The 12,706-nt window shown below is 70.7% G+C and carries 12 protein-coding genes, 1 tRNA gene and 1 pseudogene; 1 reads left to right on the forward strand and 13 read right to left on the reverse strand.

Annotation, left to right across the window (positions count from 1 at the left end; translation table 11 throughout):
- Position 1: 1 nt before the first annotated feature.
- Together JI745_RS09865 and JI745_RS09870 are read right to left on the reverse strand one after the other, a co-directional pair.
- On the reverse strand, positions 2-1,114 hold the full coding sequence (locus JI745_RS09865; protein WP_201805785.1) for an NADH:flavin oxidoreductase/NADH oxidase: 1,113 nt from the start codon (positions 1,112-1,114) through the stop codon (positions 2-4).
- Between the two features lie 82 nt (positions 1,115-1,196).
- Complete coding sequence (locus tag JI745_RS09870) at positions 1,197-2,459, reverse strand: SGNH/GDSL hydrolase family protein (protein WP_201805787.1); 1,263 nt, start codon at positions 2,457-2,459, stop codon at positions 1,197-1,199.
- A 76-nt stretch (positions 2,460-2,535) separates the two neighbouring features.
- Here JI745_RS09870 and JI745_RS09875 point away from each other — a divergent pair, with 76 nt between their 5' ends.
- Positions 2,536-3,456 (forward strand): LysR family transcriptional regulator, encoded by a 921-nt coding sequence (locus tag JI745_RS09875; RefSeq protein ID WP_201805789.1) that lies wholly within the window; start codon positions 2,536-2,538, stop codon positions 3,454-3,456.
- On the opposite strand, the gene gmhA is transcribed toward JI745_RS09875, so the two are convergent.
- The 11 genes and pseudogenes from gmhA to JI745_RS09930 form a co-directional block, all read right to left on the reverse strand.
- Positions 3,444-4,034 carry a D-sedoheptulose 7-phosphate isomerase gene (gene gmhA, locus JI745_RS09880; RefSeq protein WP_201805791.1) on the reverse strand — a complete coding sequence of 197 codons (591 nt, stop codon included), beginning with the start codon at positions 4,032-4,034 and terminating at the stop codon, positions 3,444-3,446. The two genes, JI745_RS09875 and gmhA, sit on opposite strands and share 13 nt — an antisense overlap.
- 19 nt (positions 4,035-4,053) lie before the next feature.
- Entirely contained in the window at positions 4,054-4,632 is a 579-nt protein-coding gene (locus JI745_RS09885; RefSeq protein ID WP_201805793.1) for an NnrU family protein, read from the reverse strand.
- A gap of 55 nt (positions 4,633-4,687) precedes the next feature.
- Entirely contained in the window at positions 4,688-5,080 is a 393-nt protein-coding gene (locus tag JI745_RS09890; protein ID WP_201805795.1) for a DsrE family protein, read from the reverse strand.
- Complete coding sequence (locus JI745_RS09895; RefSeq protein WP_201805797.1) at positions 5,077-5,508, reverse strand: glycine cleavage system protein H; 432 nt, start codon at positions 5,506-5,508, stop codon at positions 5,077-5,079. The genes JI745_RS09890 and JI745_RS09895 overlap by 4 nt, the downstream gene beginning before the upstream one ends.
- Before the next feature lie 17 nt (positions 5,509-5,525).
- Positions 5,526-5,618 (reverse strand) — tRNA-Sec (locus JI745_RS09900).
- 12 nt (positions 5,619-5,630) lie between these two features.
- On the reverse strand, positions 5,631-7,571 hold the full coding sequence (gene selB, locus JI745_RS09905) for a selenocysteine-specific translation elongation factor (protein ID WP_201805799.1): 1,941 nt from the start codon (positions 7,569-7,571) through the stop codon (positions 5,631-5,633).
- Positions 7,568-9,034 carry an L-seryl-tRNA(Sec) selenium transferase gene (gene selA, locus JI745_RS09910; RefSeq protein ID WP_201805801.1) on the reverse strand — a complete coding sequence of 489 codons (1,467 nt, stop codon included), beginning with the start codon at positions 9,032-9,034 and terminating at the stop codon, positions 7,568-7,570. Before selA ends, selB begins: the two co-directional genes overlap by 4 nt.
- The gene (gene fdhE / locus JI745_RS09915) at positions 9,031-10,047 is read right to left on the reverse strand and encodes a formate dehydrogenase accessory protein FdhE (RefSeq protein WP_201805803.1); all 1,017 of its coding nucleotides are present in this window, start codon (positions 10,045-10,047) and stop codon (positions 9,031-9,033) included. Before fdhE ends, selA begins: the two co-directional genes overlap by 4 nt.
- Positions 10,048-10,111: 64 nt before the next feature.
- Positions 10,112-10,732: a formate dehydrogenase subunit gamma gene (locus JI745_RS09920; protein WP_201805806.1), complete on the reverse strand. Its 621-nt coding sequence runs from the start codon at positions 10,730-10,732 to the stop codon at positions 10,112-10,114.
- The gene (fdxH, locus tag JI745_RS09925; protein WP_201805808.1) at positions 10,729-11,616 is read right to left on the reverse strand and encodes a formate dehydrogenase subunit beta; all 888 of its coding nucleotides are present in this window, start codon (positions 11,614-11,616) and stop codon (positions 10,729-10,731) included. The genes JI745_RS09920 and fdxH overlap by 4 nt, the downstream gene beginning before the upstream one ends.
- Positions 11,617-11,618: 2 nt before the next feature.
- A pseudogene (locus JI745_RS09930) lies at positions 11,619-12,542 on the reverse strand (molybdopterin dinucleotide binding domain-containing protein); the annotation flags it as partial.
- Between the last annotated feature and the right edge of the window lie 164 nt (positions 12,543-12,706).

A 12,706-nucleotide genomic window follows, 5' to 3' on the forward strand; every position in this document is an offset into this window, starting at 1 on the left:
GTCAGGCACCTTCGAACAGCGCCTTCACGCCGTGCGGCGCGCTGCGCCAGTACTGCGGCGGCGCGTTCACCTTGGCGCCCAGGGCCGCGGCGGCATGCCACGGCCAGCGGGGGTTGTAGAGCATGGCGCGTGCGAGCGCCACCGCATCGGCCTGCCCTTGCGCGAGGATGGCCTCGGCCTGCGCAGGCTCGGTGATCAGGCCCACCGCCATGGTGGGCATGCCCACCTCTTCTTTCAGGCGCTGCGCGAGCGGCACCTGGTAGCCCGGGCCGAGCGGGATCGCCTGCTTCGCCGACAGGCCACCGCTGCTCACGTCGATGGCCGCGCAGCCGCGGGCCTTCAGCGCCTTCGCGTAGGCGATGGTTTCCTCGACCGACCAGCCGCCCTCGACCCAGTCGGTGGCCGACACACGCACCCACACCGGCTTGTCGGCCGGGAAGGCGGCGCGTACCGCGTCGAACACTTCCAGCGGAAAGCGCATGCGGTTCTCCAGGCTGCCGCCATAAGCATCGGTGCGATGGTTGGACAAGGGCGAGAGGAACTGGTGCAGCAGGTAGCCGTGTGCCGAGTGCACCTCCACACCATCGAGCCCCAGGCGGGCCGCGCGGCGGGCGGCTTCGGCGAAGTCTTCGCGGATGCGCGCCATCTCGTCCAGGCTGAGGGCCTGGGGCGCGTCGTAGTGCTCGAGGAAGGGCAGCGGCGATGGCGCCACCGTCTTCCAGCCCTCGGGTTGGCCCGGGGCGATCTGGGCGCCGCCTTTCCACGGCGCGAGGGTCGAGGCCTTGCGCCCGGCATGCGCGAGCTGGATGGCGATCGGCATCGCCGAATGCTGGCGCACCGCCGCGAGCACACGGCGCAAGGCCGCCTCGTTCGCATCGGAGTACAGGCCGAGGTCCTGCGGCGAGATGCGGCCTTCGGGCGACACCGCCGTCGCCTCCAGGATCAGGAGGCCGGCGCCGGACAGCGCGAGCTGCCCGAGGTGAATCGTGTGCCAGTCGGTGGCGCTGCTCTCGACGGCAGAGTACTGGCACATCGGCGCGATGACGATGCGGTTGGGCAGGCGCAGGTTGCCGATCTGCCAGGGCTGGAACAGGTGAGGAGTGGGCGTGGACATGAGGGTGAACGGGACAGGTGAACGACAGGTCAGGTGACGGATTGGGCCATCGAACGGGTGGGCCTTGGGGAACGGGGGCCTCTCACGGCGCGGGCAGCAGGGCGTCGAGGTCAAGCGCCGCGGCCATGGCGCGGTAGCCGGCATCGTTGGGGTGCAGGTGGTCGCCCGAATCGAAGGCCGGGTTCAAGCGTGAGGGGTGCGCCGGGTCGCGCAGCACGCGGTCCATGTCGACGACGGCGTCGAAGCTGCCGCTGTCGCGGATCCACCGGTTCACCGCCTGGCGCAGGCGCTCCTTCTCGGGGCTGTGGTGGCCTTCGAGCGGCGTGCCCTGCAACGCGCGCTCGAAGGGCGGCAGCGTGGCCGCGACCACGCGCACGTGGTGGGCACGGGCCAGCTCGGCAAGCGCGCGGTAGCCCTGGGTGAAGGCCTCGACGGTCATCGCCGCTTCGCGCGGCGCGAAGGGGCCGCCGGGCCAGCCGATGTCGTTGGTGCCCAGCAGCACGATCACCGTGCGCACGCCGGGGCGCGACAGCACGTCGCGGCCGATGCGCGCGAGCGCGCTGCGGCCCATGCCGTCGCTGAGCAGGCGCGCACCGGAGATGCCGGCGTTCAGCACCGCCACGCCGCGCGGTGCGAGCCGCTCGGCCAGGGCATCGGGCCAGCGCGTGTCGGCATCGGGCGAGGCGCCGTTGCCATCGGTGATCGAGTCGCCCAGCGCCACCACCGCCACCGGCGGCTGCGGGCCATCGACCATCACGCCGGTGAGGAACACACGGGTGCTCAGCGTGGCGGCATCACGCGCCAGCACCGCCGCCGACGTGTGGTCGCCGTCCACGAGATAGGCGGTCTGCCGGGCATCGAAATGGAAGCCGGCCGGCGCGGTGGGCTGCGGCAGGTAGATCGACACCGCCACGCGGCTGAGCGCTGGCAGGGCGAGGTCGACGGGGTCGCTCACCATGCGCGCGCCAGGCGGAATGCGCACGCTGGCCTGGCCGCCGAAGCGCAGCGCCCGGTCGCTGCCGGCCACCACCGCCGAGCCCTCCGCATGGCGCGCCACATGGGCCGCACCGATGACGAGGGGCGCCTGGCCTTCATCGTTGCTGAGCACGACGCGCACACGCGAGCCGCCGACGCTCACACGCGCCACCTGGCGCAGCGTCTGCTTTTCGAAGCGCACGGGCACGCCGAGCGGCAGCACGAAATCGGCCGACCACAACGGCTGCGGGCTGGCCATCCAGCTGTCGCGCCAGAAGGTGGGGGCTTGCGCCAAGGTGCTTGCACTGGCGGCGAGGACGATGAGGCCGGTCAGCACGCGGCGGCGGGTAATGGTCAGGATGGAAGTCATGGCACCACTGTCTCGAATTCCAATCGAGATGAGAAGACGCCAGAATGGCATCCGCCCCATTCCAGAATCGAATGACATGGACACGCTCCGCGCACTCTCCGCTTTCGTGCACAGCGTCGAACTCGGCAGCCTCTCGAGTGCCGCCCGTGCGCTCGACACGACGCAGCCGACGGTCAGCAAGCTCGTCGCCGGCCTCGAGCGTTCGCTCGGCGTGCGCCTGTTGCGCCGCAGTGCCACCCACCTCACGCTGACCGACGAGGGCCAGCGCTTCCACGAGCGTGCGCGGCGCATGCTGGAGGAGTACGACGAGGCCGTGGCCGACGCGCGGGCACAATCGCAGACGCCGCGCGGCCTGCTGCGCGTGAGTGCGCCGGCCGCGCTCGGTCAGGCCAAGCTCAACGGCTGGATGCTGGAGTTCCTGGCACGGCACCCCGACATCGAGATGGACCTGCTGCTCGAAGACCGTTTCGTCGACCTGCTGGAAGAGCGCATCGATGTGTCGCTGCGGCTGAGCGGACCGCTGCCGCCTCACCTCGTGGCGCGTGCGGTCGGCCGCTGGCCACGGCTGCTCGTGGCCTCACCCGACTACCTGGCCACGCATGGGAGGCCGCGCAAGCCCAGCGACCTCGCCGCGCACCACTACCTGCGCTATGCGAGCGGCGGTGACGACGCCCTGGTGCTCGACGGCCCCGACGGGCCGGTGCGGGTCGAGCTCACCAGCCGCTACCGCGTGAGCAACGCGATGGCCCTGCTCGAGAGCGTGCACCAAGGCGCCGGCATTGCCCTTGCGCCCTCGTGGAGCGTGGCCGAGGCCTTGCAGCGCGGCGAGCTGGTGCGGGTGCTGCCGCGCCACACCGGGCCGGCACAGCTGGCGCACCTGCTGTATGCGACGCGCCGCCACCAGCCGCTGCGCGTGCGCGTGCTGGTCGACTTCCTCAGCGAGCGCCTGGCCACCCTGCCGGGCGGCGAGAAGGCGCCGCGCGCTCAGCCGCGGTAGTTGTCGGGGAAGAGCTGGCGCTCCACCGCTTCGATCAGGATGTGGATCACCTTGATGTGCAGCTCCTGCGAGCGGTCGGCAAACTTGCCGCCGGGGGTGCAGATCTCGATGTCGGCCAGCGTGCCGAGCGTGGCGCCGGGCTTGCCGGTGAGCGCGATCACCTTCATGCCCTTCTTCTTCGCCATCTCGGCGGCGGCCACCACGTTGCGGCTTGTGCCGCTGGTGCTGATGCCCAGCAGCACGTCACCGCTGCGGCCGTGGCCTTCCAGGTAGCGCGAGAAGATGTGCTCGTAGCCGTAGTCGTTGCCGACGCAGCTGATGTGCGAGGGGTCGCTGATGGAGGCGGCGCCGAGCGCGGGGCGGTCCTGCCGGTAGCGGCCGGAGAGTTCCTCGGCGAAGTGCATCGCATCGCACATCGAGCCGCCGTTGCCGCAGCTGAAGACGCGGCCTTCGCGCTTGAAGGTGTCGGCGAGCAAGGTGCCCGCCGCGTCGATGGACTGGAGGGTCGCCTCGTTGGCGATGAGGGCGTCGAGCGCGGCGCGCGCGTCGATCAGGGTCTGCTGGATATGAGGGCTCATGGTCGTCACTTTCAAAACTTCAAAGCGCCTTGCCGAACGGCGACACGCCGATCAGCCAGGCATGGGCGCGCCACACGAAGAGGCCGTAGAGCGCGAGGCCGCCGACGACCGCGATGAGGTCGTTGGCCGCGCTCGGCGGCGCGCCGAGGGTCGGGCGCTGCACGCGCCGCTTGAGCGAGATGCGGTCGGCCACCGCCCACACGAGGAAGCCGCCGAAGAGCAGCACGTCGGCCAAGGTGCCGTTGGCGAGCAGGTGCGCCAGCGCCCAAAGCTTGGTGGCGGCGAGCATCGGGTGCTTGGCGGCGGTCTTGATGCGCCCGGGCAGGTAGGCGGCCAGCAAAAGCGGGAACACCGGCAGCAGCAAGAGCATGGACAGGTGCCGCATCCAGGTGGGCGGTGCGTATAGCAGCGGCGCGGTGAGGCGTGCTTCGCCGTAGCCATAGACGATGAGCACGAAGCCCACGATGGCGACCACGGTGTACACGCCCTTCCAGCCCAGCGCGTTGCTCGCGGCCTGCGCGTCACGCCAGGCTGGCGCGACGATCGACACCGAGTGGATGCCGAGGAAGAGGACGAGTCCGAGAATCAGCAGGGTCATGGGGCGCTCCGGAGAGGCGAAGTCGCGCAGTCTAGGGCCTCTTCGGCACCTGCGATCAGAACACCAGCGTGCGCCAGCGCAGGTCGGCCGCGCGGGCCATGAACTGCACCGCGCCGCCTCGGCGTGTGCATTCGGGGATCAGCGTGGCGCCGGCGAGGCCGTGTGCCTGCAGGGCATCGCTGCAGGCGAAGAAGACGGCGCCGTGCGCGACGGCTTCGCGCATCGCGTCGTACACCGACTTGGGGTGCTCCGACGCAAAAAGCGCCGCCGCCACCCCCGGCTCCAGCAGCCGCACGCTGCGCGCGGTGAAGTAGACCTCGACCGGCATGTCGAGCGCTGCCGCCGCCGCGGCGTGGAAGAACGGCGTGGCCAGGCGATGCGGCGCCTCGGGCTCGCTGGCCCAGAGCAGGATCGCGATGCCCGCGGCGGTGTGGTCGGCGTCGCTCATGGATTCGCCTCGTATGAAGCCGCATGGTGCGCCATCGCCGCCTGCACCGCCTCGCCCTGCACGAGCTGCGCACGGTCACGCTCGAAATCCGCCAGCGCCAGGCGCGCGATCCAGCCTTCGCCATAGGGATCGGTGTGCACCAGGTGCGGCGCCTCCTCCAACCGAGGGTTCACCGCCAGCACCGTGCCCGAGACCGCGCACTTCACCGACACGATGGCCTTGGCCAGCTCCACCACCGCGACCGACCGCCCCTGCTCCACGACCGTGCCCACCGGCTTGGCCCGGCACATGTAGATCTCGCCCGAGAGCTTGATGCCCAGCGCGGTGATGCCGACGGTGGCGCTGCCGTCCGCTTCGAGCCGCGCCCACACGTCGTGCTCGACGAGGTAGTGCAGATCAGGAGGAAAGACCAAGTCCTGCAGGTTCATACACGCTCAGCAGACGGCGGAGGGGTGTGGGAGTCGAACCCACCCGGCGACGCGTGGCGCCACCCACCGGGTTTGAAGCCCGGCCGTCCCACCGGGGACGTTTCCCCTCCATGGAGATGGCCTCAAGCTGCCTCCTCCTTGAACAACATCGAATCGATGCGCAAACGATGGACATCACCCACCCTTCGCAGCAGGCCAATGTGATCGAAATACTCCAATAGCTGGATGGCCCGCTTGCGGCCCAGGCCAGTGGCATCGCGATAAGCAGCGGCCGTGACCTCGCCTCCATGCACCGCCGCCACGTTTCGCGCCAGCGCCGCAAGCTTGCTCATGCACGCGGTCGAATAGAACAGATCCTTCACCACCTGGTGCAACTCGCCACCGCTCGCCAGCCGCGCGAGCGTCGTGCGCATCAGCGCTTCGCTCTCACCGCCGTCGCGCGCCAGATCCCGCGCCCAGCTGCCCTCGAAGCCGGCGGCGGCCAGCATGGGCGCAATCTTCTGCGCGATGCGCTGGTCGGCGCTCGACAGACGCAGCCCGTGCTCCGGCAAGTGCACGAAGGCGCCGCGCACAGCCACCGCGCCCTCGGTCACCAGGCTCGCCAGCAGCGCACGCCACAGCGGCTCGGGCAGACGTGGCGCCGCGAGGCGGCGCAGGCGGCCGCTGTCGGGGCCGAGTTCGTCCGGCCGCTGGGTGTGGAAGGTGCGCAGGGCGCTCAACACGGCGTCGCGCGCGGCCGCGCGGTGCTCGGCGCCGAGCGCCCATTCACCCGTGCCGGCATCGACCGCGCGCAGGCTGCCCTCGGGCATAGTCGGCAGCGCGGCCGGGTCGCGCCCCTCGGCGCCGGCCCAGCGCTGCAGCGACAGCCCGTGAGCCGAAGCCGCCAGCAAGGCCGCGAGCCGCGACGGCGCGTCGGATTGCGACCACGCGTCGAGTTCGCGCAAGCGCTGCGGCGTGCGGCGGTAGCGCACCGGTGCCTGCGGGTCCAGCACCTCGCCGCCGGCGAGCGTGCGGCTGGCGGAGTTGTCGCGCAGCACCACCCTGTCCCCACGCCAGGCCGCGATGGGCTGGGCCAGCACGATCTGCACGCGCCCACGCGCGCCGGGTGCGAGTGCGTCCTGCGTGTCGCTGCGGTCGAGCACGGCCACCGTGCCCATCACGTCGCACGCCCCGAGGTGCACGTGCACCGGCGTGCCCGAGCGCAGCGGCCGCGCCTCGTCGTGCCACAACGTGAGATCCGCATCGAGCCGCTGCGTGTCGAGCGCGCCATGGGGTGCGGTGAGCCATTGGCCGCGCGCGATGTCGTCCTTTGCCACGCCGACCAGCGCCACTGCACACCGCTGGCCCGCATGCGCCTGCGTGACCACCTGGTTCTGCGCATGCAGGCTGCGCACACGCGCGCGCAGCCCCTTGGCCGAGGGCAGGATCAGCAGTTCGTCGCCCACCTGCACCTGGCCTGCATGCACGGTGCCGGTGACGACCGTGCCCACACCGGCCAGCGTGAACACGCGGTCGATCGCCAGGCGGAACGAAGCTCCCGCCATGTCGCGCTGCGCCGTCTGGCGCGCGGCGTCGAAGAGCAGCCCGCGCAGGTCGGCGAGCCCCGCGCCGGTGTGTGCCGACACCGGCAGCACCGGCGCACCGGCGAGCGAGCTGTCGGCCAGCAGTGCGGCCACCTCCTCCTGCACCGCGGCCACACGCGTGCCCTCAGCGCGGTCGATCTTGGTCACCGCCACCGCGCCGCGCGACACCCCCAGCAGCGACAGCACCGCCAGGTGTTCGCGCGTCTGCGGCATCACGCCATCGTCGGCGGCCACCAGCAGCAGGCCGTAGTCGATGCCGGTGGCGCCGGCGAGCATGGTGTGCACCAGGCGCTCGTGACCGGGGACGTCGATGAAGCCGATGCGTTCATCGGTGTCGGGCGTGTCGAGAAACGCATAGCCGAGTTCGATCGAGATGCCGCGCCGTTTCTCTTCGGGCAGCCGATCGGTGTCGACGCCGGTGAGCGCCCGCACCAGCGTGGTCTTGCCGTGGTCGATGTGACCGGCGGTGCCGACGATCATGCGCTCAGGCCCTCGCGCAGCTGCGGCAGTTGCGCGACGAAGGGCCGCGCGTCTTCGAGGCAGCGCAGGTCGAGCAGCAGGCGGTCGTCGGCGATGCGGCCGATCACCGGCACCGGCAGGCTGCGCAGCGCCAGCGCCAGGCGGTCGAGCGCCGTGCCCAGGCCCTTCTTGCGGGTGCCCGTGGGCGCGAGCGCGAGGCCGGCCGAGGGCAGCCGCTCCACCGGCAGCGAGCCCGAGCCGATCTGCCCTTGCAGCGCCACCACCTCCACGCCGAACTGCGGCGCCACCGCGGAGGCGACCATCGGTTGCAGCTCGTGCGCCAGCGCACGGATCGCATCGGCCGGCCGGGTGAGCAGGCGCAGCGTCGGCAGGTCATGCGCCAGCCGCTCGGGCCGCAGGTAGAGCAAGAGCGTCGCTTCGAGCGCCGCCAGCGGCAGCTTGCTCATGCGCAGCGCACGCTTCATCGGGAACTTGCGGATGCGTGCCACCGCCTCCTTGCGGCCGACGATCAGCCCGGCCTGCGGGCCGCCGAGCAGCTTGTCGCCGCTGAAGGTGACGACGTCGCACCCGGCCGCGAGCATCTCCTGCGGCGTGGGCTCGCGCGGCAGGCCGTACTGCGCCAGGTCGATGAGCGAGCCGCTGCCGAGGTCGGTGGCCAGCGGCACGCCGCGCGCATGGGCGATGCCGGCGAGCGTCGCTTCGTCCACCGCCGAGGTGAAGCCCTGCACCGCGTAGTTGCTGGTGTGCACCTTCATCACGAGCGCGGTGCGTTCGTTGATCGCCGCCTCGTAGTCGCGCGGGTGGGTGCGGTTGGTGGTGCCCACCTCCACCAACGTCGCGCCCGCACTGGCCATCACGTCGGGCATGCGGAAGGCACCGCCGATCTCGACCAGCTCGCCGCGCGAGACGATGACCTCGCGACCACCGGGATGGTGGGACGCCATCGCCGCGATGGTGAGCAGCACCGCTGCCGCGTTGTTGTTGACGACGGTCGCGGCCTCGGCACCGGTGATGCGGCACAGCAGCTCCTCGACGAGGCTGTCGCGATCGCCGCGCCCGCCCGAGGCAATGTCGTACTCGAGGTTGTTGGGGCCGGCCATCATGGCCAGCAGGTGCTGCAGCGCGCTGTCGGCCAGCAGCGCGCGGCCGAGGTTGGTGTGGATCACCGTGCCGGTGAGGTTGAACACGCGGCGCATGCGCGGGGCGAGCCGCTGTTCGATGCGATCGGCGAGCGACGTGGCCAGCGCTTCGGGCTGCACGGCGGTCGCATCGAGCACGCCCGCAAGCGCATGGGTACGCAGGGACTCAAGCAGCCCCCGCGCTTCCTCCGTCACCAGGGTGTGGCCGTGCTCGGCCACGAGCGCCGTCACGGCGGGCAGGCGCAGCAGGCGGTCAACGGAGGGGAGGTCCTTCGCGCTGGCCTTGGAACCGTGAACCACGGATTCGGCGGGCCGGGCGGTCATGGCGCCCCCGGAGGGGGTGGTTCGGGCTCGCCGAAGAGCAGCATCAGGTTGACGCCATGCCGCTTGAGGCCGGTGTCGGACACCAGCAGGTCCAGCGTGAGCGTCGCCAGGTCATCGGCCACCGGCTCCACGAAGGGCTCGCGGTCGCTGTGCACGATCTTGAGGTAGTGGCCGCAGTCCTCGCAGGTCTCGGCCTGCACCGCGGCACCGGCGGCGCGGCTCGCGCTGTCGTCGTCGGCGCCGGCCAGGTCGAGCGACTGGTAAGCCACATGCTTGTTGCTCAGGCAGTGGGTGCACTGGATGCGCAGCATGTGCCACTGCGCGCTGCACAACGAGCAGTGCAGGTAGCGCTGGCCCATCAGCTCGCCGCCGCTGCGCGTGATGCTCGCCACCGGCCGGCTGCCGCAGCAGGGGCAGGCGGTCGCGTCGTCGATGCGGCCGAAGGCCTGGCCGCCTTGCGGATGCCGCGACTGCCGCTGCACGACGGCGGCGACCATGTGCACCCAGTAGACCTGCAGGGCCGCCGCGACGAGCGGCGCGGTGGCGAGGTCCAGCCCTTCCATCACGCAGGTGAGCAGGCAGTCGGCCTGGCGCTCCAGCCATTCGCCATCGGCGCTTTCAAGACGCGCGAGCGTGGGCTGCGTCGCCGCCGGAGCCTTCTCGCGCAGCTCGGCCACAAGCGCGCGCAGCACGCCGTGCCACGCTGCATCGCGCGGCCACTCCGACGCCGGCAGCGGCGGCACGCCACGCTCGGCGGCGCGGTCGAGCGCCTGGGCATCGGGCAGCGGCACCTCGGGGAACTGGGCGAGCCGCGTCTGCTGCGCCTGCGCGAGATCCGCCATGAAGACCAGGAAGTCTTCCATCGCGTGGCCCCGCGCGAGCTGGCGCAGCCGCATCGCGCGCTCGGCGAACAGGGTCGCGCGCTGCGGCATCTGCAGGAAGGGCGTCTCGCCGCCCGCCTTGGCCGCAATCTCTTCCGCGGACATCACCCGCACGGTGGCCGTCACCGCCATGGCCGTTTCACTCCTTGCCTGAAGCGCGGGCCCCCGATCAAGCCCGCCGGCCGATGATGCACCGTCAACGGCCCTCCGTCATCTTGCGGTGCCACAGCGCATGGTTCTGCCGCGCCCAGCTTTCGGTGACGGTGCCGCGCGTCATCGCCCGCACGGTGCCCTTGACCCAGATCGCGGCGTACACGTGCACGATGACTGCGAGGATCAACACCACCGCCGCCGCCGCGTGCAGCAGCAACGCAAGCCTCTGCAGCACGATGGGGAAGAAGCCGGTGAACCACGGCGACCAGAACATGAACCCGGTGACGAGGATGACGAGCAGGCTCGCGGCCATCAGCCAGAAGACGATCTTCTGCCCGGCGTTGTACTTGCCCGCGGGCGGCATCTTCGACTTGTCGCCGCGCAGCATCTCGCCCGCATGCTGGCGCCACACGCGGTCGTCGTCGTTGAGCACGTTGTCGCGCCACAGGCGGAAGAAGAGGCCGAGGAAGCACACGAACATCAGCAGCCCGAGGAAGGGGTGCAGGATGCGCGCCCACTGCCCGCCACCGAAGAGGTAGCTGAAGAAGTAGAACGCCGGATGGAAGAAGGTCAGGCCCGAAAGCCCGGCCAGCACGAAGAGCAGCGCGATCGCCCAGTGGTTCATGCGCTCGCTTGCGTTGTAGCGCAGCAGCAGTCGGCTCATGACGGCTCCTTCTCGTCTTCCGGTTTCTCTTCCGGCTTCTCTTCGATCGGCCCCACCTTCATGTAGTGGAAGAAGCCGGCCAGCACCGCGCCGATCATGCCGGCCACGGCCAGCGGCTTGGCCACACCCTTCCACAGCGAGACCAGCGGGCTGATGCTCGGGTCTTTCGGCAGGTCTTCCAGCTCGGGGCGGTCGGCGTGCTTGAGCACGTACATCACGTGCGTGCCGCCCACGCCCTGCGGGTTGTAGAGGCCCGCGTTCTTGAAGCCGCGCTCCTGCAGCTCGACCGCGCGCTTCTCGCCGTAGGCCACCATGTCTTCCTTCGTGCCGAAGCCGATGGCGCCGGTCGGGCAGGTCTTCACGCACGCCGGCTCCAGGCCCACGCCCACCCGGTCGGAACACAAGGTGCACTTGTAGGCCTTGTTGTCCTTCTGGCTGATGCGCGGCACGTCGAAGGGGCAGCCCTTCACGCAGTAGCCGCAGCCGATGCAGTTCTCGCTGATGAAGTCGACGATGCCGTTGGCGTACTTCACGATCGCGCCCGGCGCCGGGCAGGCCTTGAGACAGCCCGGGTCCTCGCAGTGCATGCAGCCGTCTTTCCGGATCAGCCACTCGAGGTTGCCCTTCTCGGGCTCGACCTCGAAGAACTTCATCACCGTCCAGGAGCTGGGCGTGAGGTCGCTCGGGTTGTCGTAGACGCCGATGTTGGTGCCGATGTCGTCGCGCAGGTCGTTCCAGTTCATGCACGCGACCTGGCAGGCCTTGCAGCCGATGCACTTGGACTCGTCGATGAGCTTGGCGACCTGTGGCACGGCGCTGCGCACCTGCGGGGATGGCGTGGTCGTGGCGGAGCGCGCGACGACGTCTTGGGATTGCATGGCCATGGCTACGCCTTTTCAATGTTGACGAGAAACGCCTTGAACTCCGGCGTCTGCGAGTTCGCATCGCCGACGAACGGGGTCAGTGCGTTGGCCAGGTAGCCGTTCTGCGTCACACCCTTGAAGCCCCAGTGGATGGGGATGCCGACGTGGTGCACCTTCTTGCCGTTCACGTCGAGCGCCTTCATCCGCTTGGTGACCACGCAGGCCGCGATCACTTCGCCGCGGTTGCTGCGCACCTTCACGCGGTCGCCCTGCTGGATGCCTTTCTCGCGCGCCAGCTCCTCGCCGATCTCGACGAAGGGCGCGGGCTGCACGATTGCATTGCTGCGCGCGTGCTTGGTCCAGTAGTGCAGGTGCTCGGTGAGGCGGTAGGTCGTCGCCGCGTAGGGGAACTCCTCCTTCTTGCCGAAGGCCTCGAGGTCGCCCTTGTAGACACGCGCGGCAGGGTTGCTCACGGCCTTGGGGTTGCCCGGGCACATGAGGTTCACGCCCACCGGCGTCTCGAAGGGCTCATAGTGCTCGGGGAACGGGCCCTCGTTCATGCCCACCGCGTGCAGCCGCGCCACACCCTCGGGGTTCATGATGAAGGCGCCCACACCCTGCTCGGGCGCGGCGTCGGGCCGCATGTCGGGCACGTCGGCACCACCCGCCCAGCTGGTGCCGTTCCAGGCCATGTAGCGGCGTGTCGGGTCCCAGGGCTTGCCGTCCTTGTCGGCGCTGGCGCGGTTGTAGAGGATGCGCCGGTTGGCCGGCCACGCGTAGCCCCAGTTGGGGAACACGCCGAGGCCGGTCGGGTCGCTGGTGTCGCGCCGCGCGGTGAGGTTGCCGGCCTGGCTCCAGCAGCCGGCGTAGATCCAGTTGCCGCAGCTCGTGGTGCCGTCGTCGCGCAGCACCGCGAAGCCCGGCAACTGCTCGCCGGCCTTGAGGATGGGCGGCGCCGTGGGCGTGGTGACGATCGGCGGGCCGCTCGGCCCGGCGGGGCCGCGTGCTGGGGCACCGCTGGGCGCGGTGCTCGCGGTCGTGGTGGCGGCACCGGGCTTGACGGCAGCCGACGGGCTGCGCGACGCCATGGCCGCCGCAGCACCCGCGCCCA

The sequence above is a fragment of the Piscinibacter sp. HJYY11 genome (assembly GCF_016735515.1).
GTDB lineage: Bacteria > Pseudomonadota > Gammaproteobacteria > Burkholderiales > Burkholderiaceae_C > Rhizobacter.